Source organism: Thermoanaerobaculia bacterium, from assembly GCA_035593605.1.
GTDB lineage: Bacteria > Acidobacteriota > Thermoanaerobaculia > UBA2201 > DAOSWS01 > DAOSWS01.
Genome location: DAOSWS010000004.1, coordinates 43,404 through 69,111, shown reverse-complemented (window position 1 = coordinate 69,111; position 25,708 = coordinate 43,404). Strand labels below are relative to the sequence as shown.

Here is a 25,708-nt window from a genome sequence, read left to right as displayed (position 1 = left end):
GAATCTGGTGGCCAATATTCCCACGGAATCGGGTACAATAGACGCGTGAGATCGTTTCTTCTTCTGAGTGCCCTGCTCGGTCTCATGACGGCCTGTGGCGTGCCGGAAGAGACCGCTCTCGTTCAACCCCAGCCCCGCCCGTCTGTGAAGGGTCCGAATCGTTCCATCCCGAAGGATCAGGAAGATCCCCTCCTGGCCTATGTGCGCCTCAAGGCGGCCTGGCAGAAAAATCCCACAGAAGAGCTCTCAAAGGATCTTGAAGAGATTCTTCGAACCCTCGCTCATCGAGCTGAAAAGGAAAAGCAATTCTTTCATGCAAAGAATTACTGGACTGAACTGTTGGATGTGGATCCGTTCGACGATGAAGCCCGGGATCGCCTCACGGCCCTTGCTGAGGAGGAGGATTCAGATGAGAATTCGGAGGAAGCCCCGGCATCGAGCGGGGTTACCCTTTCGCAGGAGGGATCGGTCGGAGGATCATCCCACTTTTTCATCCACCTGAAGGGAAACGCTCCTTTTCAAAATGTCCAGACCGTTTCCTATATGTTTGAGCAGGCGCATATTGATGTGGGATCCCGGCTTGGACTTTATCCGGATGAACCTCTCGGTGTATATCTATACACGGATAAGGAGTTCGAGAATGTGACCGGTATGCCGCCGTGGGTGAAAGGGATCTACGACGGCAGTATTCACCTCCCCGTGGCCAACATGCGGGAGAATGATCCCCTGATTAAACAGGTTATCTACCACGAATATACCCACGCACTGATCTACCAGCTTACAGAGAACCATTGCCCGCTCTGGCTCAACGAGGGACTGGCGCAGCTGATGGAGCCGGAAGAGAGACCGGTAGATCTGAAGGCCCTTTCAGAACTGGGAAAACGGGGTCAGCTGCCGGATCTGGCTTCCAGGAACTTTCTCTCCCAGGGGCCACAGACGGCGGCGCGACTTTATGAATTTGCTTTTGCCGTTACACGATACCTCGTTCAGAACGAGGGGTACTGGCCTCTGGATAACTATTTCAAGAGTCTTAAACAGGGAAAGGATCCTGATACAGCCTTCCGGGATGCCTATCTCTTTCCCCTGGATGATTTGCAGAAACGATTCCTGGATAATATCCAGTGACACCGGGATAATAAAGGGGTATCTTTCATGAAATGTCCGACCTGTAATGTGGAACTCATTGTTGTGGAGCGCCTGTCCATCGAACTGGATTACTGCATGGGATGCAGGGGATTCTGGTTCGACAGGGAGGAACTCAGCCTGCTTACCCGGGCCCTTGATCTCCCGCTTGACATTCCCGACATCGAAACCCTTCCCGGAGCAGATGTCCGTGAACGGGACCGCCGATGTCCCCGATGCTCCCGGAAGATGGACAAGGTACAGATGGAGGGACCCACTCCTGTTATTCTGGATCGTTGCCCGGAGATGCATGGACTCTGGTTCGAGGAAGGGGAGTTGGGCAGGATTCTGGATGCTCCCGGGGCCAATTCTGGATCGGAAGATAAAGTCGTGTTGAATTTTCTTGGAGAGGTCTTTCATCCAGAGGGTGGAAGTGAATAAAATAGAGAGAAATAGCGTAGGATTGTTGATTGGGATCCATTGTGATTCTCTGTTCTCGCACAGCTAAGGAAACCTGAAGGAGGAAACCTATGTTCGCTGCTTTTATTGTCATCCTGATTCTTGCCGTAGGCATTGTCTTCTGGCTGATCGGAATTTTTAACGCCCTCGTGCGTCTGCGAAACCAGGTAAAAAATTCCTGGTCCCAGATCGACGTTCAGCTCAAGCGACGCCATGACCTCATTCCCAATCTGGTGGAAACGGTCAAAGGGTACATGCACCATGAACGGGAAACCCTGGAGGCTGTGACCAAAGCCCGCCAGCAGGCCATTTCGGTGACCGACAGCGTGGCGGACCGGGCCAGGATGGAAAACGCTCTGTCTCAGACGCTCCGGAGCCTCTTTGCCGTAGCGGAAAACTATCCTGACCTGAAGGCCAATCAGAACTTCCTGGCCCTGCAGGAGGAGCTGACATCCACGGAAAACAAGATCAGCTTTGCCCGCCAGTTTTACAATGATTCCGTCCTTCAGTACAACAACAAGACGGAAATGTTCCCGAGCAATATCGTTGCAGGAATGTTCAATTTCACCCGGTCGGAATTCTTCGAGGTGGAAGACGCCGCCGAGCGGGAGGCTCCCAAGGTCGCTTTCTGATATGTGGGAAATTATTCGAGCCAACCAGCGCCGATCGGTCATTCTCGTTGTCGTCATGGCGGCTTTTCTCTTCCTTACGGGGTACGCCGTGGGAGAAGTCCTTCACCCGGGAATGGGTGTGGGAGGGCTGGTTGCGGCCTTTTTCATCTGGATGATCCTCGCCCTGGTAAGCTATACGGCCGGGGATACCATCTTTCTGGGGCTGTCGGGCGCTCGGAAAATCACGAAGGCGGATCACCCTGTTCTCTATAATGTAACAGAGGAGATGGCCCTGGCGGCCGGTTTGCCCAGAGTTCCCGACATTTACATCGTGGACGACCCGGCACCCAATGCCTTTGCCACGGGGCGAAAGCCTGAAACGGCATCGATCGCCGTAACCGCCGGCCTCCTTGAATTGCTGAGCCGGGACGAACTTCAGGGTGTGATCGCCCACGAGATCGGCCATATCCGCAACCGGGATGTCCTGTACATGATGTTTGTGGGAATCATGATGGGAACGATTGTCATGCTGGCGGACTTCTCCGTCCGGATGCTGATCTGGGGAGGCGGGGGAAGACGTACGTCCTCCCGGGGGAACAGCGGACAGCTGCAGGCCATCATCCTCGTTGTGGCCCTGGTCCTTGTGGTTCTCTCTCCCATTATTGCTCAGCTGATCTATTTTTCCTTAAGCCGCCGCAGGGAATACCTTGCAGACGCTTCCTCCGTTCAGTTCACGCGATACCCGTCCGGTCTGGCGGGAGCTCTGGAAAAGATATCGAAAACATCGAAGAAGCTGCGGTCCGCCACCCGGGCCACGGCACCGATGTACATTGTCAATCCTCTCAAGGTATCTGCCCGGGGCCTTTCCGACCTTACCAGCACCCATCCTCCCATTTCCAAACGCATTCAGATCCTGAAATCCCTTGCAAGCAACCCGGTCCTCGCCGATTACGACGAAGCCTTTCGAAAGGTTACGGGAAGGGCTGTTGGCCTTGTGCCCTTTTCGGCAATTCAGGAAGATAAGGAACCGAAGAAAGTCGCTCCCACGGAATCGAAGGTTCAGGGACCGGTGGAAAAGCACCGGGAGGTGACCGATCTCCTCTGGCGCTTGAACGGCTTCATCTTCATTGCCTGTGCCTGCGGAACGAATCTTAAGGTGCCACCCGTCTACAGCGGAAAAACGATTACCTGCCCCCATTGTGGTGCCACACATCGGGTGGATGAGGCAGACGGGGAAAAGATTCCAGCCGCATCGCCGGCGTGACCTCGATGAATGCGTGCATCCGGAAGATGATGCAATCCTGGCTGATGACCGGATTATCGTCACCTTGATCTCGATACTGCCAAAAATATCAGATTTGACAGGGATCCATAAGGTCGTGTATAATAAGACGTTGTATTCATTTCAAAATCAGCAGTCGTTGGTTCAGTCATCCAGATATGTTCTTCCATACTCTCCTGACGCACTTTTGACTCCTGAAGACAAGGATTTATGTTGAGTTTCAACCAATTTCAACTGGATGCCCGTCTTTCGACCGGCATCGATCGTGCTGGATTCTCCACACCCACACCCATTCAAACCGAAACCATTCCCCTCGCCATGACCGGTCAGGACCTGATCGGAACGGCCCAGACCGGAACGGGAAAGACCGCCGCATTTGTCCTTCCCATTCTGCACAGGCTCCTGACGACACCGGGGAAAGGACACAGAGTCCTGGTCCTTACTCCTACCCGGGAACTGGCTCAACAGATTGATGAGCACATTGTCCTTCTCAGTGCGGAGACGGGGATTCACAGTGCGACGATCTATGGAGGTGTGCCGATCAAGCCCCAGATCCAGGCACTCAAACGAGGCGTAGACATCATCGTCGCATGCCCGGGGCGCCTTCTGGACCATATCCGGCAAAAGACGATCCGTCTGGACAGCCTGGACGTCTTAGTCCTGGACGAAGCCGACCGCATGTTCGATATGGGTTTCCTTCCCGATCTGAAAAGAATCTTTCAGCATCTTCCGGAAAACCGGCAAACCATGCTCTTTTCGGCAACCTTTCCTCCGGAAGTGGAACGTCTGGCTTCCCAGACCCTGCGTTCACCCCGGCGGATCAAAGTTGGTCATGACCGCCCGGTGCAAACCGTCACCCATGCCCTCTACCCCGTTTCCCGTTATATGAAGACCCGTTTTCTTCTGGCCCTGCTTCATCAGGCCAGGGGGGAATCGGTCCTGATTTTTACGCGGACCAAGCACCGGGCCCGGAGGCTTGCCCTTCAAATTGGACGAGAAGGATATCGCGTCACCTGTCTCCATTCCGATCGGACACAGAGTCAGCGGCAGTCTGCCCTGGAAGGATTCAAAAAGGGTACCTTTCCCATCATGGTTGCCACGGATATCGCATCTCGCGGACTGGATATCGAGGCCATTTCCCACGTCATCAACTACGACATTCCCGACACCACTGAGGCCTATATCCACAGGATCGGACGCACGGGGAGGGCGGAACGGACCGGCGATGCCTACACACTCGTCACGGTGGACGATCTGCCCATGATCCACGAGCTGGAGCGGATCCTGGGATCGGCCATTGAGAGAAAGCGTCTCGAAGGCTTCGATTACGACAGTACCCATGGAACAACCCCTGAGCTGGCTCAGGAAGGAGCCAAGGAAGTGTCGGCGCTCATGGGGGGAGGCCAGAAAAAGGCAACGGGGCGGTCGATCCGAAGTCCCCGCCGCCGATCCAGGTTCAAGATCCGTTAATAGATAGACTCTAGAACGTATTCTCACCTTTTCCCAACTCTTCATCGACCTCCGGGGTGACTTTACCTGGGAGGGAGTCGGGTTTAAAGGTTTTGTGAGGAGACGGTTCTTCCATACCACTCCATCGACCCATTTGACAGAAGACAGGCTCTCTTCTACACTGAAGAGGAAGAGATTATGGGGATGGAGTACCGTATGAAAACTCAAACTAATTGGTGCCGTTTTCGGTCCGTCCTATTTACGTTCGTGATAGCCATTGTGGCCCTGCCCTTACATGTCCGGGGAATACCCGTTCTCTTTCCGCCGGGATTGGATATCCACTCGGGACCGTCGCATCAGACCGAATCGAGATTGTCTGAACAGGGAGTTCATGGCCCATCCGGAATGATGGAACATCTGATCCAGACCTTTCCAAGCCTGCAAGGGGAATGGAACTCCAGAGCCCGTTTTGCCGGAGAAACATACCGGGTACATGATCGGATCATTCAGGGTGTTCTCTCCAATGCCTATCGAGCCGGCACCTTTCGTGCCTGGCTTCCCGATACCTATCATCAGCCCTTCCTCGTGGAGGGGGATGGTGTACGTCTGGGTCTCCGTGCGATCGATGCAGGATCCGCCACCCTGGATCCGCAGGGAGGAACGGCACTCTATTCCCGGGTATACCCGGATACCGATGTCGTGTATACCGCGAAAACAGGACATCTGAAGGAATGGATGTTCCTGGAATCTCCACAATGCCCGCGCAGCTTTGCGTACGAATTGTCCGAAACCTCCGGTGTAGATCGCATCTTTCTCCATGATGGAGAAGTCCGCTTCGTGGACCGGCAAGGAAGGGGCCTGCGTTTTCTTGCTCCCTGGATAATGGACGCGGCCGGGACCGTATCCCGTTCCGCGGCCCGCTGGAACCTGGTTCGTAACGGAGAGGGTGAGGTGAAGACCCTCACACTCACGATCGATCCGGCTGGCCTGGTGTGGCCTCTCCTGGTCGATCCCTCCATTACGACGGTGGGGTCAATGGTCGAGGGACGACGATCCCACAATGCGATCCTGCTCACAGACGGCAAGGTCCTCCTGATGGGAGGAGACAACGAGGGAGTACCGACGGACGGTGCGGAGCTCTACGACACGGTCACGGGAACCTGGACCTCCACCGGGTCCATGTCCACACCCCGAACCTACCTCGCTGCCGTCCTGCTCCGGGACGGAAGAGTCCTGGTGACCGGCGGCGTCAACGCAGGTGTCTGCCTCACCTCATGTGAAATCTATAATCCCAACTCTGGAACCTGGAGCGGGACCGGTTCGCTGACCCATGGCCGCTACGGCCACACGGCTACGCGTCTCCCCGACGGCCGGGTGATCGTCGCGGGAGGTCAGGGAAGTGCCGCCGTCCTGGACAGTATCGAAATCTACGATCCGGCCACGGGAACCTGGAGTGAAGGCCCGGTCATGAATGTCGCCCGAAATAACCACACGGCGACGCTTCTCCAGGATGGGACGATCCTTGTCGCGGGAGGAGAAGACAGCGGGACCGTGCACAGTGACACGGAAGTTTTCGATCCCATTGCCGGTACCTGGACGGATAAGGGTCCCCTGGGAACCGCCCGGTACTCCCATACCGCCACGTTGCTCTATGACGGAACCGTCCTGGCTGCAGGAGGTTTTGATGGGGCAGTTTCGCTAAACTCCTGTGAAATCTACGATCCAGTCTCCGGGACGTGGTCTTCCACCGGATCGCTGAATACCGCACGGCAGATCCATACGGCGACCCTTCTTCCCAACGGAACGGTTCTTGTCGGCGGCGGAAATGCCACGGGGATGTGTGAAGTTTACGATCCCTCCGCCGGCACCTGGAGCCCGGGAGAGTCCCTTTCCCTTCCCAGGATGGAACATGCAGCCACGCTTCTTCCCGGAGGGTTCGTTCTCTTCACCGGGGGAGAAGGGGCGGAGACCTCGTCGGAGCTCTACGATCCAGAGGGGGGAAGCTGGTCCTCCACCGGTTCTCTTGCGATCGGGCGTTACGACCACACCGCCACAATCCTTCCCGACGGGAGGACCGTGGTAACGGGCGGATATGGAAGCGCGGCCGCCAGTGTCGAAATTTTCGACCTGGACGCCGGAACGTGGAGCGCCGCGGCCCCCATGCAGAATGGGCGAGGGAATCACGTTGCCGTACTTCTGGACGATGGGAAAATTCTCGTTGCCGGTGGGTGGGCCGGAGGAGAGCTGGCCACGGCTGAACTCTACGATCCGGACCTGGACAGCTGGAGTTTTACGGGATCCATGAACCAGAGCCGTCGCGCACCCCGTGCAGTTCCTTTAAAGGATGGGAGAGTACTGCTTGCGGGCGGTGTCCGGGATGGAGGAAGCACAGTACTGAACACCTGCGAAATTTACGATCCCAAGACGGGTGCCTGGACCTGGACAGGTTCCATGAGTCACGCCCGGTATAACTCCGCAATGGTTCTTCTCCCGGATGGAAGGGTCCTGTCCGCTGGAGGCCAGAACATCGGGGAAGGATACCTGTCCTCTGCGGAAATCTATAATCCGATCTCCGGAACCTGGTCCGACCTTCCTGACATGGGAGAAGCCCGGACGGGAGCGAGTGCTGTGCTTCTTCCTTCAGGAAAGGCCCTGATCTCCGGAGGTTATCACAATCAGGGCACCCCCACCTATCTTTCCTCCTGCCTACTCTTCGATCCGGATACGGATTCATGGTCATTCACCGGTTCACTGAGCCAGGCGAGGCAGAGACACATCACGCTCCTCCTGCCCTCCGGTGAGGTCCTTGCCGCAGGCGGAGTGACGGGGACAACGGCAAGTGCGGAAATCTACCGTCCCTGGAACGGAACGTGGATTTCTGTGGGATCCCTGTTCTCCACGCTATACGATCATACCGTCACGCTTCTGCTGAGCGGACAGGTTCTCCTTGCAGGCGGGTACCAGAGCGGAGCAACAGCACTGTGTGAACTTTTTGACCCGGACCTGGGTTACGATGAAGCCTGGAGGCCGATCCTGGACCCGATCTCCGGCCCCCTCTTTGAGGGAGATGCCCTGGAGTTGACCGGGTCGGGATTCGAAGGTCTCTCCGGCGCTTCCGGGGGGACGGAAATGGATTCCGCGACCAACCATCCCCTCGTCCAGGTCCTCCATCTCACCACCGGAGAATTATCCTGCCTTCCTGTCGATCAGGGAAACGGGTGGTCGGATATCTCCTGGATCTCCCCGGCTCTTTCCGGCCTGACGCCGGGATGGCTCGAGATTACCGTCTATTCAAATGCGATCCCTTCGGAATCCCGGATGGTCCGATGGGCCGGACCCGGTGCGGACCTCGGATTTACGGCGCTGACCGACGTGCCCGATCCCGTGATCACAGGGGCCGATCTGACCATTACGGCGGACGTCTCCAATGCCGGGCCGGAGGACGCCACGTCCGTGGTCCTTACGGAAACCTACGGTTTGACGGGAACGACGCTGACGTACCAGGCCGGCGAAAGCGACCCTCGCTGTTCCTGGGACGGGCCTTCCCAAACCTTGACCTGTACTCTTCCCCTGCTGTCCGGCGGATCGTCGGATTCCTTTTCCGCTGTCTTTGAGACGGGGGCGGAAGGAAGCGTCGATATTTCGGCAGCCCTGATCGCCTATGAACCGGACCCCGATTCAGGAAACAACACGGCCTTTGCCTCGACCTCGGTGACCTGCCTGACTCCCGGGGTTCCTCTGCCCGTCTATCCCGAAAGCGGCACCACGGGCATACCTTTCGACGTAGACCTTTCCTGGACGGAGGCCTCCGATACGGTTTCCTACAATCTCTATTTCGGTTCGTCCTCTCCGCCGCCCCTCTACCAGTCGGGGATCACGGATCTCCATCTGCCCCTTTCCGGACTGGATCCGGGTACCGATTACTTCTGGATTGTGGAAGCTGTCAACGGATGTGATACGACATCCTCTGCCGAGTCCACCTTCACAACGACCTGCATGGATGAGCTTTCCCGCCATCCGGGGGGCCTGTACGGACAAACCCGCTCCTCCCGGTTTGTCGGAGACTATCTCTATGCCGGAAGCGGCACGACCCTGCAGATCCTGGATGTATCGGATCTGGCTAATCCGCTCCTGGTGAACGAAATCATCCTGCCTTCGTGGATCGACGAGGGAGAGATGGTCCTGGACGGAACCACGCTATACGTGCCGGCACAGAGTGCCGGCATCCTGATCTACGACGTTTCCGATCCGGAAAATCCTTCCCTGCTGTCCGTCTTCGATACACCGGGATACCTGCGGGGAGGGATGGAAAAGGACGGGACCCTCCTTTATGCCGCTGACTCAACAGGCGGAGTTGCCATCCTGGACGTGAGCGATCCTTCAAGTCCGACCGGTGTCGGTACCTTTGCGCCTCCTCCCATCATGGGAATCACTCCCGATATCCGGGACGTGGCCGTGTCCGGTTCCTACCTCTATGCAGCCGACATTTACATGGTCCTGTGGATCGTCGATATTACCGATCCCTCCAATCCCGTGGAGATCTCCCACCTTGAAGTGGAGATGTACCCGGAGTGCGTGACCCTCGACGGAAGCGATCTCTACCTCATCGGCGGTGTCGATGATTATGCCACTCAGCCGGGCCTTCGGGTCTACGATCTATCCACTCCTGCGGCACCTGCGCAGATCGGGACCTTCTTTGTTACCAGCTATCCCGAATGGATAGATCTGCAGGGAAGCGTTTTGTATATGGTGGACGGCAGTGACGGTCTGAGGATCCTGGATGTCTCCAATCCGGCCGCTCCCACGCAGATCGGGCAATACGACAACGATGTCCATACGATGCATGTCGCCCTTTCGGGTGCAAGAGCTTCCCTTTCCCAGGAGTACGGTGGAGTCACCCTTCTGGATGTAACCACCCCGGCCTCTCCCGTTTTCCAGAGCACGTATGACCTGTCCCACAGCCCCTATCTGGGCGTGTCGGTAACCGGGTCGACCGCCTACATTTCTGCCTCAACCGAAGGGATGGTTGTTCTCGATCTTTCCGATCCCTCCAACCCGGTCGAATCGGGCACGATTCAGCACTTCACGAATCCGCTGAACACCGTTATTTCAGGGAATTACCTCTACCAGTCCGACTGGGGCGGCGGGTTTTACATCTACGACATCACCACACCGCTGTCACCCGGCGAGGTGGGATGGGCACCCTATTCCGCAATGGGCGCAGTAATTCAGGGAGACTATGCCTGCCTGGCGTCCGGGCGATGGCTGAGAATCCTGGATGTCTCCGATCCTGCCAATCCCTATCAGGTTGGGCGGGTCCTCACGCCCGAAACCATTCGGAATGTTTCCGTGTCCGGAAGATATACTTTCGCCGCAGTCGGGTCCAGCGGGCTCTTTATTGCCGACATCTCCAATCCGGAAGATCCCGTGGAAGTCGCCATTTTCGACACGTCGGGATACTGCCGGGACGTGGTCGTTTCCGGGGGACTGGCCTTCCTTGCCGACGGAGGAGAGGGGCTCAGGGTCCTGGACGTCTCCGATCCTTATCACCCTTCTGAAATCGCATTCTTTGACACCCCCGGGTATGCACGCCGCGTAACTCCGGCCGGAGGATACCTTCTCCTTTCGGATAATGACGGTCTCTACCTCCTTGACCTTTCCAACCCGGCCAGTCCATCCTTGGCCGGCCACTTCGATACCCCCGGTACATCCATGGATACCGACATGATGGGAGCCCTTGCCGTGGTGGCGGATTACGAGAATGTGGAAGTCTTCGACCTGAACGGATGCCTCTCCGGAATCCCCGAGCCGTTCAACCTTCTGACTCCGTCCGACGGTGCGGTACATATTCCCTGCCAGGTCTTACTGGACTGGGAAGAGAGTGCCCAGGCCCTGCGCTACAACGTCTATCTGGATACGGTCAATCCTCCCATTTCCCTTGTCGCTCAGGACCATCCTCTTTCTGAGGTATACGTTTCCCTCCAGCCCGATATGACGTACTGGTGGAAGGTTGTGGCCATCTCCCCGGATGGAACCGCGGAATCGTTGGCCTGGTCCTTTACGACGGGAGGACCGGGGGCCTTTGAGCTTCTTTCCCCTCCCAACGGGGCGATGAACCAGCCGGCCACCCTTCTTCTGGAGTGGCAAGCTTCGGAAGGAGCCGAATATTACCGGGTGTACGGAGGCGCGGAGGATCCCCCGCCGCTCTTCGACGCCACTGTCTTTGAAACGAGCATTCTTACCGGGGTCCTGTCACCCTCCACGACCTATTACTGGCAGGTGGAGGCGGTAAACGGGTGTGGAACGACGTGGAGTAAGAAGTTTCAATTTACGACGGGATCACCTTCCCTTTTCTGCCTACTTCCTGGAATCGAAGATCATTGTGGTCCCGGGTACCCAGGCGACCAAAACGGGTCAGTTGATCCGGGAGAAACGGTATACCTGTCTGTCCATCTTATGAACGAGGGTCCGGTAGATGCCACAGGAGTTTCTGCCTCCATTCCTGCAAGTTCACCCGGGATTACGATACTCAGGGGCTGGTCTTCCTTCCCGGATATCCCTGCCGGAGAGCAGAGGAGTGGAAACGAATGGTTCGCAATCCAGGTGGATGAGACACTGCCCTGTGGGACTGCCGTTCGGTTTGATGTGGACATCACGGCCAATGAGGGTACCTGGCAGTCATCTTTCAACATATCCATCGGACAGATCCCCGGCGCTCTTATTCAGGAAACTTTTGAAGCCTGGTCTCCGTCCGGGTGGGATGTGATCAATAATGGAGGTGCCTGTAGCTGGACCTCCACGGAACTTACAGGGCGGTCCAATACTACGGGAGGAAGCGGGTATGCCGCCACGGCCGATTCCGATCTTTGCGGGAATGGGACAACGATGGATACGGAACTCAGGACGTCCGTCCTTGATTTCTCCCAGGCTCAGACGGCTGAACTTTCCTTTTTCGCATCCTACCGGGATAATCTCCCGGGCGGGGGAGACTATTTCGATGTCGACATTTCTACAGACGGAGGATCCGGATGGATCACTCTCCTCCATTGGGATGAGAACCACAGCCCCGCGGGGCCGGGGGAAGCCGTCAGCCTCAACCTGGATTCCTATCTGGGATCGGAAGGAACCATTCTCCGATTTCACTATGTTTCACCGGACTGGACCTGGTACATCCAGGTGGACGACGTGCATCTGTCGGTCTCTCCGCTCTGTTTCCCCTGTACCTGCCCGAGGCCGGGGATCTTTGATCTTGCCTACCCCAACGACGGGTTGACAGGAGTCGCACCCACGGCCCCCCTTATATGGACGGAATCGAGCCAGGCTGAGAGCTATTCCCTCTACTTTGGGGATACCAATCCGCCTCCCCTCTACCAGTCCGGCCTGACGGAACGATCCCTGGAAGTCAGCGGGTTAAACCCGGGAACGACCTATTTCTGGTACGTTGAGGCAATCAATGACTGCGGTGTCATGCAGAGCCCGTTGAAATCGTTTACGACGACCTGCATGAACCAGGAAGGTAACTGGCCGGGAGTACCCTACGGGGAGACTGTTTCCTGCGAAATCTACGGGAATTATCTTTACGTTCCCAACGGGAACATGCTTCAGGTTGTCGACATATCCAACCCCCTTGTTCCCGTAAAAAATTATGAATTCGACATGAGAACCAGCATGGGGGAAGGAGGGCCTGTGGCCGCCGGAGGTTATCTTTACCTTCCGATGACCGGACGCGGACTCGGGATCTACGATCTGAGCGACCCCTCCCATCCCAGCCAGATCGGGCTCTTTGATACGCCCGGTTCGAGTAACGAGAGACTGGAAATTCAGGGTACCACTGCGTACCTCTGTGATGGATTCGGTGGGTTTCATATTCTGGATGTATCGACACCGTCCCAGCCTGTCGAAATCGGTTCTTTCGCGTTGGAAGGAGCTTATATCCGGGATGTCGCGGTATCGGGATCGTATGCCTACCTGATCGACACCTACTATGGCCTCCGGGTTCTTAATCTTTCGGATCCATACAATCCCGTTGAGGTATCCACGTACGAGACCCCCGGGTATTCGGAAGGTGTTGCCCTGACGGGGACGACCCTTCTTTTAGCCGACGGCGGAAACGCCCTCCTGACCTTTGATGTGTCAGTACCCGATGACCCCACCTACCTTGCTTCCTTCGCCACGGCTGGATATACGGAATCCGTCAGGGTGGAGGGTGTACTGGCCTATGTCGCCGATGGGACAGAGGGTGTTCGGATTATCAACATTGCGGATCCGTCGAATCCCTATTCCGTGGGATATATGGATACGCCGGGTTACGCATTTCATACCGAAATCGATGGATCCGTGGCCTACGTGGCCAACACCTCGAAAGGGGTACGGATTATCGACATCTCCGATCCAACCAATCCCTCGGAACTCTCCTTCTTTGATGAATCGGAAAGCCTGTTGTGGGATATGACACAGGTAGGAGACTATCTCTACGTCAGCGCCTACTACGAGGGAATCTACGTCTTCGATCTTTCCGACCCGTTAGTTCCTGTCCGAACGATGGTGCTCGATCTGCCCCTGGGAACCAGGGCTGTCAATGTCGATGGCGCCTATGCCTATGTTGCCAACAGTAACGGTACGTGGGTCCTGGATGTAACGGACCCTTCCACGCCTGCCGTGGCGGGAAATTCCGTGTGGTGGTCCAGGGAAGCCGTTTCTCAAAACGGCTATGCCTACCTTGCCGTATCTCAGGGTATCGGGGTCGTCGATGTTTCCGATCCCGTGTCTCCCGTAAACCTGAGCTATCTTCCTCTGGGTGCCACATCCAATGCCATCCATGTTGTCGGGCCTATAGCCTATATCGCTTCGGCGGACGGAAGGATGAGGGTCGTCGACGTATCGGACCCCTATAACCCTTATGAAATCGCCTCGATCGGATTTCCGGAGGCAGTCCTGGATGTCCTGGTTCGAGGTTCCTTTGCCTACGTGGCCGCATCCTATTCCGGGCTTCATGTGGTGGATGTCTCCGACCCGTACAACCCGACGGAAGTTTCTTCCTACACATACCCGTTCAGCGGCGGGTACGCTACATCGCTGAGCATGGAAGGGTCTATCCTCTATCTTTCCGACCGGATCACGGGCATCCGGATGGTTGATGTGTCGAATCCCTACGCACCTGCCGAGATCGGGGCTTACGACACCCCCATCAATGCCATGGCATCGGAGAGAGTCGGCGTGTATCTCTATGTTTCGGATTATTACGGGATGGATATACTCAATCCCTCGGGCTGCTGTTCCGGCCCACCCGCCGAGCCCGCACTCCAGTTTCCCGCCGGCGGTGAAACCCATGTTTCATGTGATCTTACGCTCGACTGGTCGGATGCTCCCGGAGCCGAAGGGTACAATGTCTACGTCGACACGGTCGATCCCCCCGGGGTCCAGGTCGGCTCCGATGTGACGACCTCCGAGTATGCGTATACCCTTGCCTCCGACACGACTTACTACTGGAGGGTGGAAGCGTTCAACAGCTGCGGCAGCACGGTCTCGCCTTCCGGAAGCTTTACGACGGGAGCCCCCGATGCGGTCACCCTTCTTTTCCCCCCGGATGGTTCGATCGATCAGCCCTTTGACTTCACCCTTGACTGGGATGACGTGCCCGGTGCCACTTCCTACGACGTGGCCATCGATATCGTCAATCCTCCCGCACAGGTGCCCGTCAGCGGGCTGGGGATGTCCCAAACCGATCTGCAGGGTCTCCCCCCGGGAACAACGTTCTACTGGAAAGTCATCGCGTACAACGGATGCGATCAGACGGAGAGCTCCATATGGTCCTTTACGACATGCGGCCAACAGCCTTCCGTTCCGAACACCCTCTTCCCGGCTGACGGTGCGGCGGGTCAACAAACCAATCTCGTCCTGGACTGGGAAGACTGTACCGATACCACTACCTACACGCTGTATTTTGGGACCGAATCTCCGCCGCCCCTCCTGGCAGAAGGCCTCACCGGGTCTTCCTATCCAGTGTCGGGACTCAGCGGGTCGACGACCTACTTCTGGTATGTGGAAGCTGTGGCGTCCTGCAGTGTCACCACCGGACCGGAATCGTCCTTTGAGACGACCTGCATGAACTTCACCTCTCAGTGGCCCGACAACCTCTACGGGACTGTCCGTTCCCTCACCGTGAACGGTACCTATGCCTACATGGGAAATGGATTCTTCCTCCAGGTCATCGATATCAGCGATTCCTCCAACCCTGTCAAGGTGAATGAGATTCTCCTCCCCAATCCGACCGACGAAGGCATCCTGGAAGTACGCGGATCCGTCCTCTATGTCTGTGACGACAGTTCGGGACTCCTTACCTTCAATCTAACCGATCCAGCCGCTCCCGTACTGCTGGGTTCCTTTCCAATTCCATCCGGAGGTTCGGCAAGGGGCGGAATGTCCTTTGTGGGGGATCGACTCTACCTTGCTGTGGAGTTTTCAGGTCTCTTTGTCCTCGATGTCACTGATCCCGCCCACCCGTTCCAGCTCGGTTTTTACGCGCTGGAAAATGCCCGTGACGTGGAAGTGTCCGGAGACTACGTTTACGTCGTCGATGCCTATTATGGATTGCGAGTCCTTAATGTGTCCGATCCGGCTTCCATCTATGAAGAGGCGATGCGGTGGACGTATAGCGGGTACGCGGAAGGGCTGGAACTGGACGGGACCCATATCTATTTCGCAGACGGCAACACAGGGTTAATCGTTTATGAGCTGGTCACACCGACCGATCCGCAGGAACGGACGATCGTACCGGTCTCTTTCTATGCCGAATGGGTAGAGGTTTCGGGAACCCACGCCTGTGTCTCCGATTCCCTCGGGGGCATTCAAATCGTAAACATCACCACGCCCGATTCGGCCTACATCGAGGGAAGCTACGATACGCCGGGCAATGCCTTCTATGCCCTCCCCGTGGGTACGATAACCTACGTGGCGGACAACGGCGCGGGAATGAGGATCCTGGATACGACCCAGGTCGATGCCATTACGGAGCTTGGATCATACGACGAATCCTACGGCGACCTGCTGGGAATCGATTTTTATTCCGGATATGCCGTCGTGACCTCGTATCTCGAGGGCCTCAAGGTCTATGACATCAGCAATCCCGCCGTTCCCGTCCTCCATGGAGAGGCGGCTCTGAACGGATCGACCTACGATGTAACAGTCCGGGACGGCTATGCTTATGTGGCGGATTTAAGCCGGGGTCTCGTGATCGTCGATCTCGCAGATCCTGCGAACCCCGTGGAAATCGGCCACTCCGACCCCTATACCGGAAGAGAGGTTACACTGGACGGTTCGTACGCATACCTGGCAGCGAATAATCAGGGAATTCGAATCTTTGACGTTTCCGACCCAGCCTCACCGGTGGAAGTGGGGGCCCGCTCCCCCATTGCAAGCGTCCGGAGCGTGGATATCCAGTGGCCCTACCTGTACGCGGCCGCGCGCCAGGGAGGATTCCGAATCTTCGATGTTTTCGATCCGGCCAATCCTGTCCAGGCCAGCCGGACCGATCTTCCAGCCATCAGCTTCAGCGTCCGTGTCTCCGGAACGCTGGCCTATGTGGGAGCTGCGGATGGCCTCTACATCCTGGATGTTTCCGACACGTCCTCACCCTCTGTGGTCGGTTACTTCCCGACCTCAGATATTGTCATAAGGATCTTCCTTTCCGCAAGCCAGGTTTTTGCCTCCACGTTAGGCTCCGGGCTCCTGGTGATCGACGTCTCCATCCCGGCTTCCCCGTTCCTTGCCGGAGCGTACGATACTCCCGATTCTGCCATGGATACGGAACTTTCCGGGTTTCTGGGTGTCGTCGCCGACACTTTCGATCTGACACTGGTCGACTTCAGCGGGTGCTGCAGCGGTCCTCCAGGACCCTTTTCCCTCAGCTCTCCCGGAGAGGGGGAGGATCCGGTGTCCTGCAATCCTGATCTCGACTGGGAGGATGCGGAAGGAGCTCTGACCTACAGCCTCTATCTCGACACGGTGAATCCACCGGAAGCCCAGACCGGGACCGATCTGAGACGATCGAATGCCCATCTGGAAGCCCTTCTCCCCCCGAACACCACCTTTTTCTGGACCGTGGAGGCTCACAATGCCTGTGGAACGACTGCGACGGAGGTCCGATCTTTTTCGACCGGTAACCCCGCCGCATTCAGCCTGCTTCAGCCTTCCAACGGTGAGACCAATGTGCCGATTCCTGTCTCGCTGGACTGGAACCCGTCTCCGGGAGCTCAAAGGTACGATCTCTATCTGGGCACAGGTATCAATCCGCCCCTCTACCTTGGAAATCTCCCCTACGATGAAATCTGGGTTTCCGGGTTGTCTCCCTCCACGACCTATACGTGGTACGTGGTGGCGCTCAACGGTTGTGGATCCATCCAGAGCCAGAAGTATCAATTCACGACGGGGGCGGCGGGGGCAGACTTCCGCAGTTTTACTATCAATGATCAATGCATGTCCGGGGGAGCGGGGAATGGAGACGGAGTGGCCGATCCCGGTGAAACCATCCAGATGTGGGTCAACATTCAGAACGTCGGGACCACGTCCCTGACCGGGATCAGCGGAGTCCTGACGTGTACGACGCCGGGGGTGACCATTCAGTCCGGTACGATCGGTTTTCCCGATCTTATCGCCGGTGAAGAGGCCCAGTCCCTGGATGGGTTCATCTTTGACATCGATCCGGGGCTGGCATGCATGACAAACCTTGACTTTTCTCTTGAAATTCAGGCTTCGGAGGGAACATGGAGCGAGCCCTTCCAGGTGCAGACTGGAGCAGGGGAAACGGTTCTCATAGATGAAACCTTTGAGACCTGGCCCCCGGACGGGTGGAGCGTCATCATGAACCAGGGGTGTGACTGGACGGTGACCTCGGTGACGGGAAGACCCAACTATGCCGGGGGGGAAGGGGATGCAGCCGTTGGTGACAGCGACTGGTGCGGAGGCGCCATCGATGCGGAGCTCTGGACCCCGTGGCTGGATCTTCCGGAGGCCTCCTCGATCCATCTCGAGTTTACGGGAGCCTATCACGATGCCGTGAGCGGGGAAGATCTCTTCTCCGTGGAAATCTCCACGGATGGCGGAGGATCGTGGGCGCCTCTCCTGACCTGGGACGAGGATCACAGTCCGTACGGGCCAGGGGAGCCGGTGAGCCTCGATCTGACTGCGTACTCCGGATTTTCAGGTGTCATCGTTCGATTCCACTATGTCTCCCCGGGCTGGTACTGGTACTCGCTGGTTGACAGCGTCCGGGTTCGCGCCTTCGACGCCTGCCGCCCCTGCTGTGCTCCCTGGCCCTTCTCAATTCAGTCTCCCGGGGACGGGGCCACGGATCAGCCGACCGACATCATTTTGGACTGGCAGGACTCCAACCGACAGACGTCCTATGATCTCTACCTGGGAACCACATCACCGCCGCCTCTCTACCGTTCAGGGATCCAGGACAGCCATACCTTCATCGAGGGTCTGGAACACTCAACGACCTATTTCTGGAATGTTGTGGGGGTCAACGGGTGCGGCGGAAGCAGCACCGGAGAGCATACCTTCACGACAGGCTGTGTCGAGAAAACGGGATCCTGGTCCTTTGGAGTCTCCTATGCCGTGGACGGAGAAGGAAATCTGGCAGTGGTCGCTTCAGGGGCCATACTCTGGGTTGTTGACCTTTCCGACCCGGACACGCCGCTGATCGTAGGACAGGTATCCCTCCCCGATACGATCCGTGACGTCATCCTCTCCGGAACCATGGCCTATGTCGCCGATGACAGGGGAGGTCTGCAGATCGTCAACCTGTCGAACCCGGCCTCTCCCTTTGTGGAAGGGTTCTATTCCGACTCCGTGGATGCCAGGGGCCTGGAACTCGTTGGTAACGTTGTGTACGTCGCCGGCTGCTGGAGCGGATTCTGGGTGATGGATGTCTCAAACCCGGCGGTGCCGGTTCTTCTCGGACAGATCTTTACGTCCACCTGCACGGCGGGAGTCGCAGTGGACGGCACCTATGCCTATCTTGCGTCCAATGATGCCGGCCTGGGTGTCATTGATGTGTCGGATCCCTATAATCCCTCGATGGTTACTCAGCTACCTCTGCCCGGATGGGCGAATAACGTAAGGGTCTCAGGCGGATATGCCTGGATGGCCAATGCGGACGCAGGGCTCCGTGTCATAGATATCTCCGATCCCGCCAATCCATTTGAAGAGACCTATCTGGATACGCCTGGAAACACAATGGATCTCGTGGTTTCCGGGAACGAACTCTTCCTGGCCGACGATGGCAGCGGCCTTGTGGTGGTCAACATTACCGATCCTTTAAACCCTCTGGAAGTTACGACGGCAGGAGGATCTGTCAGCGCGGTTTCCATGGATGGAAGCAGGATTTTCGTTGGAGAAGGATATTCGGGAGGGTTCACCTCCTACGATGTGTCGACGCCTTCCGCACCGGTTCAGGGAGGAAGGCTGGAATTCCCCAGCATCACCTATGATGTCACGATCTCGGGATCCCTGGCGTACATCGCGAATGACGCGGACGGATTGCGGATCGTCGACCTTTCCGATCCCGTGCACCCCATGGAGATCGGCCGTCTGGACCTGGTCCAGAACAGCTGGGGTCTTGACGTAAGAAACAACCGTGCCTGTGTCGTAAGTGGAACAAGGCTTGACATTGTCGATGTATCGACGCCCTCGGTACCAATCTGGCTGGGAGGACTGGGTCTTCCCGATTTTGTCTCTGATGTCGTCATGGATGAAACCTATGCCTACGTGGCCGATTCCTATGCCGGTCTCCGAATCATCGATATCTCGGATCCGGCCACACCCGTGGAAGTGGGATTCTATGACACGGCCGGGGAAACGCTTTCCGTAACGGTGTGGCAGGGCTATGCCTATATCGCCGATGGTCCGGACGGTCTCAGGGTTCTCGATATCTCAAATCCCGCAAATCCTGCAGAAGCAGGATGGCTCGATACCCCGGGCCATGCGATGGACATCGTACGATCGGGAGATCAGCTCTACCTCGCCGATTCCAACGGTGGAGTGAGGATTATCGATATCACCGACCCAGCCAATCCCCTGGAGCTAGGGTTTCTGGATTCCTTAGGCGGGCTGGGAGTTGCTGTTTCCGGGACCCGCTTGTACACCGGGTCATGGGATGGCCTGCACGTCCTCGATGTTGCGAACTCTTCCGCCCCAGTGGAGACTGCCTTCTACCCCGTGAACGGCTGGAATCGCCATGTTTCGGTCTCCGGGAATTACGCCGCAGTAGCCCAGGGCGAATCGGGATTCAGAATCTTTGACATCTACGGCTGCTGCGTTCAGGAGCCTGAATCCTTCACGCTCGTATCCCCGGCGGATGGGGCTTCGGATCTTTCGACCGAAGTATTCCTGACATGGAATCCATCCCCCGGTTCCATGGATTACGAGGTCTACCTGGATACGGTAAATCCACCTGCCTCTCTGGCCGGGACGGTGCCGGGGGTGGAGCTTGCCATCGGTCTTCTCCCGGGAACCACCTACTTCTGGAAGGTACATGCGATCAATGGGTGCGGAACGGCGGAAAGTCCCGTATGGTCCTTTACGACATCGGCGGAGGGACCGATGGAGGTTCCCAAAGACAGTCTGCTCCTGCAAAAATCGGGAGGAGATATTCATGTGACATGGGGTGAAACCTGTGGTTCCGCCGACGACTACACCGTCTACGCCGGGGATCTTGCCGTCCTTGCGGGAGGAACCTACTCCCACGAATCGGTTCTCTGTTCGGACACCGGTGGGGATCGGGACGAAATCCTTCCATCGCTGGAAGGGAACATTTATGTCCTGGTCGTTCCCCGGCTGGCGTCTGGAGATGAAGGGGATTACGGTTTCGGCCGTCCCCAGGGTGCGGACACTTCCCTGTGTGGAATCGGGGACTCTATTCCCGGGGAGTGCCCGTAGGGAAAGAGAGAGTTGTCTGTCGGTTAAAGGATCGTTTCCTCAGGTGTCCAGGGGGCTCCGGAAGGTTTTGACGCGGGTCTCCTCCATGCGGATTCCGTAGGTTTCGAGCTCCTTGAGAACCGGTTCGTAGATTTCCCTCAGGACGGGAACTTGCACGCCTTCCGCCATGACGCCCTCGTCCAGGATGAGCCGTGTGGCGATGGCGGCGGGCAGAGATACGGTCCGTGACATCGCGGTATCACCCCAGGGCTCTCCCGTTTTGACAAGGGAGGAACGGATTTCCTCGCGGCTTCCATCGGGATAGGCCACGTGGAAGACGTGCTGTAAGGCCACGAGGTCCCGTTCTCCCGGGCGGTACATCATCAGGGCCTGCATCCGGTTCAGGAAGATGTCGAGGGGAGAGGACTTCCGTGATTCAATGGGACGGTCCGAAAAGAGCCCAACCCACTCAAGCCGGGCCATCTCCTCCGAATCGGGGGAGATGTCCAGGAAACGGGCAAGCCGGGCGGAGAGATGGCCTCCATTGCCCTGCAGTTTTCGGGTCGCAACGTCACGGTACGTCGTCCCCTCCGGCCACTCCACTTCTTCGGCGTCAAAGAGTCCCAGGTCCCGGATGGCCCGCATCGTTGCGCACCAGCCGGGATAGCGCAGGGTTCCGCGAAACATTCCGTTTACGCCCTCAAGATGGTACAGCGATACGTACTTGAGGGAGTCACGGTTCGGATAGATCTCGAATACCCCCAGCTCTGGAAATTCCAGGGGCCAGCAGTAGTCGAAGACGATGCCGCCACCATCGATTTCAACCGCTTCATTGCTCCGGAGGTAGCGAGCGGGCTGAAGACCCGCTTTGAGGACGCCCCGAGGGTTCCAGGAAAACTTGTATCCCCAGGGGTTCGTGTTGGCGTCCTGGGCGGGAAATCCTCCGCAGCAGCTCAGGAAACTGGTGACCTTTCCGCCTCCGAACTTGATTTCTTTCACCTTGGCAACGGCCGACATGTGGTCGATTCCCGGGTCCAGCCCGATTTCGTTCAGGATGAGAACGCCGCCCCTGCGGGCTTCCTCGTCGAGGGCCCACATTTCCGGAGAAGCGTACGAAGTGTTGATCATGGGTTTTCGAAGGGAAATCGCGAGTTTTGCGATGGGTACGTTCAGCTCCGCGGGAAGGAGGCTGACGACAACATCGGACTCTGCTAACAGGGGAGTCGTCTTCTGGATGTCGCTCACATCGTGGTGAATAATGGACCCACGGGGATGTTCCCCCATGAGGATCTGGGCCCGGGGAACATCCAGGGTTGCCACCAGAACACGGTGTTCGTAATGGGCAAGCAGGTAACGGAGAAGGGGGCGGGCCACAAGGCCGGCGCCGAGGACGAGTACGTTTTTCATCGAACGCCTCTCTTTCCAGATAGAGCATGGAGCTGACACTGGGGCACAGAAGCGACAGCTCTCATGGCAGGATGGGTGATGGAATTGCATCCAGGATTCAGACGGCTCCCTGTGGAGCGGGATGATTTCGATATCTTCATGAAACAGGACTCCCGGATTTCGCTATTGTCGCGAAACCGCACTGGATCCATGGAGACGGTTCACAGTGCGGCAGAGATTGTACACCCTTTCACAATTAGAATCCACCGGAGCATCACCGAAACCTCCTGGCAAAGATGATGTGAGGGTCCGGATTCCATCGGCTCCTGGTATACAATAGAGTTCACATGGCCTGGGCCCGTCTGGTGCGACGGTTGCGAAATCGGCGTTTTCACTACCTGATCGTGCAGGTATTCCTTACACCTGTTGTGGTCTGGGTTCTTGGCATCATCTTTCCCGTCTTTATCGCACTGTCGGGAGTCGCCATTGCCGGTCTGCTCCTGCATCCGCCGGAAAAGATTCCCTGGCTTTTTCGTCCGGTCATCCTGATCGGATCCATTCTCAAGCTGACCGCCATCTTTTCTCCCGCTGTGGGATGGGCTCTCCTGATTCACTCACGATTTCCGGCTGTTCCGCAAACTCTCTTTCTGGAGAATGTGCCGCCCCATGTCTTTGCATGGATCTTCTGCGGGTGTGCCGTCTGCGGAATTTTCTGGGCTGTCCAGGCTTATGTTCTGGAAGGAACATGGAGGCTCCTGCAGGCAAGGCAGATCAAAAACATACCGACATCCAGAGTTCGATCCGCCGCCATCGGTCTCTGTGAGTTCATCGGTAAGGCTCGATCCCTGCGGGATGGAGAGGGAAGTCAGGACAGGCCCATTCTGACCCTGCAGATCGATATCGCGGAGCAGGGAGGGGTACAGCAGGAGCTTTCCCGCTTTTACCTTGAGGATGAGACCGGAAGAATCCTTGTGGATCCGGGGGATGCGGAGATTCGGCCGGGCTGGCAGGCCTTGATGGGCCGGAGGATTCGGGAAATCGTCCTGACCCGTCACGTGGAACCGGCAACAATGACCCGTCCGGAAGTTCGAACGCTTCTCCCGGGGGATCCGATCTACGTCCTGGGTTCGGTCCAGAGTAACCCGGATTCACCCGAAGATTCGATGGAAAGTGAAGCTCTCGTCGTAAAACCTCTCACCGAACCGGACACAAGAAGCCCCTTTTCCGCCTTGCGAGATGCACTCCTCGGAGAAAAGAGGGAGAGGAGGGATTTTCCCCACGTTTTCTTTCTTTCCGACACGCCGGAGCGAAAGGCCTATCAGGCCGTTCTTCGTGGAGCCGGCCGCATCCTCTTTCTTGCCAGCCTCTATCTTTCTTTTAACCTGGGTGTGATCCTCCACGAGTACCCGCGGTTCGAAAAGAAAGGGTGGACCACGCAGGAGCTCTACACCTACCTTCCCATGGATGAAAGCTTCCCAATGATTCTTCAGCGGTTCCGCGAATCGACGGATTCCGGCGAGCGTGTCTATATCCTGGACCGCCTGGATATGGCATACGGGAAAGAACGGGAAGGAGTGATCGATCTCCTGGTGGAGACGATGGCTCATGATCCCGATCCAGAGGTCAACCACCGGGCGGCCTATGCCATCCTCCGAAATTCAGGACTCCAGGACTATCCTGTCCAGGACCGCCATGCGCCTTTCCTGTTGGAAGCCCTGGAACATAAAGATCCATTCATCCGGCGTACTGCAGCCGGAGCCCTGGCGTCGGTTCACGTGGAACCCGGGGATGCCCTTCCAGGACTTCTGCCTCTTTTGAAGGATCCGGATAAGGATATTCAGAGCTTCACGATTCGGGCCCTGCGGAGCCTGGGAACGGGCGGCACGCCCGCTGCCGAGACCCTGATGACCATGATCCGGACCGCAGACCATCGGGATCTGGCCTGGGAAGCGCTCCGCGCACTTCCGGATCTCCAGCCCGATCCGGAGATTCTCTATCCCTTTTTTCATGAACTTCTGATTTCCGATGTACCGGTACATCGATCGATGGGGGCCTGGGGGATGTCCGTGCTGGGCCAGAGAGCCGAACCGGCAATCCCCGATCTGATCCGGGCTCTGGATCAGGGGGCGGACCCGGCCAGTGTGGCCGAAGCCGTTGAGAGTATAGGACCGAAGGCCAGAAAGGCCGGTCGGGCCCTCCTTCCCTATCTCCGGCCGGATGAGAGCCGTCAGAGTGAAGCCATTCTGCAGGCGCTCCGTGCGGTAGATCTTCCCCTTTCCGAGGTCTCTGGAAATCTTCTTTCCCTCATGGACTCAAAAGATCACTGGCTCCGTCTGGATATCATGGAACTTGTCGGAAAGCTAAGGGACAGTAAGTCCCGAAATGCAATACCCTTCCTTCTCCGGGGACTGAAGGATGAGAGCTTCCATGTCAGGGAAGAAGCCCTGGATCAGATCGGGGCCGCCGATGCATTCTGGAACGACCGTGAGATCATAGGAGAATTGGAGCGGTTGGAGCAAAGGGAACCCAGTCCCGATCTTCAACGCTCAATCAGACGGATCCTCTCCCTTTCGGGCAGGAAATAAAGTTGTCGAACACGGGGGGGAATGATAAGATGTCGGGAATGCTACCTGGATGAGGTTCAACTTTGCACTTTCTTGAAGAGTTCATTATTCCCCTTCTTCCCTCCAACCCTGTGCTCCAGGGGTTGATCGGTGGAATCATCATTTCTCTGCTGAATACCCTGGGTGCGCTCCTGATCCTCGTCTGGAGAAAACCCTCCGAACGGGCCCTGAACGCCGGTTTAGGGCTGGCTGCGGGGGTCATGCTTACGGCTTCCTTTACCAGCCTGATTCTGCCCGGGATCGAGTACGGCGGCCTGTGGCCGGTCGTCATCGGCGTCATTCTTGGTGCCCTTTCCCTGGATCTTTCCGATCACTTTATTCCCCACAAGCACTTTGTTTCCGGAAAGGAAGGGGGCGATGCCAAGAACCTGAAGGTTGTGTGGCTTTTCATCATCGCCATCACACTCCATAACATGCCGGAGGGCCTCGCCGTCGGCGTGGGGTTCGGGGCGGGAAACCTGCACGATGCGATCACCCTGATGCTGGCGATCGGGATTCAGAACATCCCTGAGGGCCTTGCCGTCGCGGTCTCGTCCCGCCGGGCCGGTCTGGGAACGACCTTCTATGCCGTCGTGGTCGGGATCCGTTCCGGGCTGGTGGAAATTCCCGCCGCCCTCTTTGGAGCCTGGGCCGTTCAGCTGGGCAATTTTATTCTTCCCTACGCCATGGGCTTCGCCGCCGGGGCCATGCTCTACGTCATCAGCGACGAAATCATTCCTGAAACCCACCGGGAAGGGTATGAGCGGGTGGCCACCCTGGGAACCCTCGCCGGGATCCTGATCATGCTGATCCTGGACGTGTCCCTGGGATAGGGTGTTCCGCTTTCCCATTCACAGGCGGATCACGATAATTTCTTG

General features: G+C 57.2%; 10 protein-coding genes. 8 read left to right on the top strand and 2 right to left on the bottom strand.

What is annotated here, in order from left to right; translation table 11 throughout:
* Positions 1 to 45 precede the first annotated feature (45 nt).
* From PLD04_02925 to PLD04_02900, 6 genes are all read left to right on the top strand, one after another.
* Complete coding sequence (locus PLD04_02925) at positions 46 to 1,125, top strand: hypothetical protein (protein ID HXK67273.1); 1,080 nt, start codon at positions 46 to 48, stop codon at positions 1,123 to 1,125.
* 27 nt (positions 1,126 to 1,152) lie between these two features.
* Positions 1,153 to 1,563: a zf-TFIIB domain-containing protein gene (locus PLD04_02920; protein ID HXK67272.1), complete on the top strand. Its 411-nt coding sequence runs from the start codon at positions 1,153 to 1,155 to the stop codon at positions 1,561 to 1,563.
* Positions 1,564 to 1,652: 89 nt separating this feature from the next.
* Positions 1,653 to 2,213 (top strand): LemA family protein, encoded by a 561-nt coding sequence (locus PLD04_02915; protein ID HXK67271.1) that lies wholly within the window; start codon positions 1,653 to 1,655, stop codon positions 2,211 to 2,213.
* Between the two features lies 1 nt (position 2,214).
* On the top strand, positions 2,215 to 3,456 hold the full coding sequence (locus PLD04_02910) for a M48 family metalloprotease (GenBank protein ID HXK67270.1): 1,242 nt from the start codon (positions 2,215 to 2,217) through the stop codon (positions 3,454 to 3,456).
* 231 nt (positions 3,457 to 3,687) lie between these two features.
* Positions 3,688 to 4,944, top strand: coding sequence for a DEAD/DEAH box helicase (locus PLD04_02905; GenBank protein ID HXK67269.1), 1,257 nt, complete (start codon positions 3,688 to 3,690; stop codon positions 4,942 to 4,944).
* Positions 4,945 to 5,139: 195 nt separating this feature from the next.
* Positions 5,140 to 20,862 carry a kelch repeat-containing protein gene (locus tag PLD04_02900; protein ID HXK67268.1) on the top strand — a complete coding sequence of 5,241 codons (15,723 nt, stop codon included), beginning with the start codon at positions 5,140 to 5,142 and terminating at the stop codon, positions 20,860 to 20,862.
* Positions 20,863 to 20,901: 39 nt separating this feature from the next.
* Here the strand turns inward: PLD04_02900 and PLD04_02895 are convergent, their stop codons facing one another.
* Positions 20,902 to 22,248 (bottom strand): saccharopine dehydrogenase C-terminal domain-containing protein, encoded by a 1,347-nt coding sequence (locus PLD04_02895; GenBank protein ID HXK67267.1) that lies wholly within the window; start codon positions 22,246 to 22,248, stop codon positions 20,902 to 20,904.
* Complete coding sequence (locus PLD04_02890; GenBank protein ID HXK67266.1) at positions 22,245 to 22,388, bottom strand: hypothetical protein; 144 nt, start codon at positions 22,386 to 22,388, stop codon at positions 22,245 to 22,247. The genes PLD04_02895 and PLD04_02890 overlap by 4 nt, the downstream gene beginning before the upstream one ends.
* Positions 22,389 to 22,574: 186 nt before the next feature.
* On the opposite strand from PLD04_02890, the gene PLD04_02885 reads away from it, so the two are divergent.
* Together PLD04_02885 and PLD04_02880 are read left to right on the top strand one after the other, a co-directional pair.
* On the top strand, positions 22,575 to 24,812 hold the full coding sequence (locus PLD04_02885) for a HEAT repeat domain-containing protein (protein ID HXK67265.1): 2,238 nt from the start codon (positions 22,575 to 22,577) through the stop codon (positions 24,810 to 24,812).
* A gap of 62 nt (positions 24,813 to 24,874) precedes the next feature.
* A complete protein-coding gene (locus PLD04_02880) occupies positions 24,875 to 25,663 on the top strand; it encodes a ZIP family metal transporter (protein HXK67264.1) in 789 nt (262 codons plus the stop codon).
* The last annotated feature ends 45 nt before the right edge of the window (positions 25,664 to 25,708 follow it).

Bases quoted from the DNA above. Each gene is read 5' to 3' on its own strand.
- PLD04_02895 (HXK67267.1), bottom strand. From the start codon at position 22,248: ATGAAAAACGTACTCGTCCTCGGCGCCGGCCTTGTGGCCCGCCCCCTT.
- PLD04_02915 (HXK67271.1), top strand. From the start codon at position 1,653: ATGTTCGCTGCTTTTATTGTCATCCTGATTCTTGCCGTAGGCATTGTC.
- PLD04_02920 (HXK67272.1), top strand. From the start codon at position 1,153: ATGAAATGTCCGACCTGTAATGTGGAACTCATTGTTGTGGAGCGCCTG.
- PLD04_02910 (HXK67270.1), top strand. From the start codon at position 2,215: ATGTGGGAAATTATTCGAGCCAACCAGCGCCGATCGGTCATTCTCGTT.
- PLD04_02890 (HXK67266.1), bottom strand. From the start codon at position 22,388: ATGAAGATATCGAAATCATCCCGCTCCACAGGGAGCCGTCTGAATCCT.
- PLD04_02885 (HXK67265.1), top strand. From the start codon at position 22,575: ATGGCCTGGGCCCGTCTGGTGCGACGGTTGCGAAATCGGCGTTTTCAC.
- PLD04_02900 (HXK67268.1), top strand. From the start codon at position 5,140: ATGAAAACTCAAACTAATTGGTGCCGTTTTCGGTCCGTCCTATTTACG.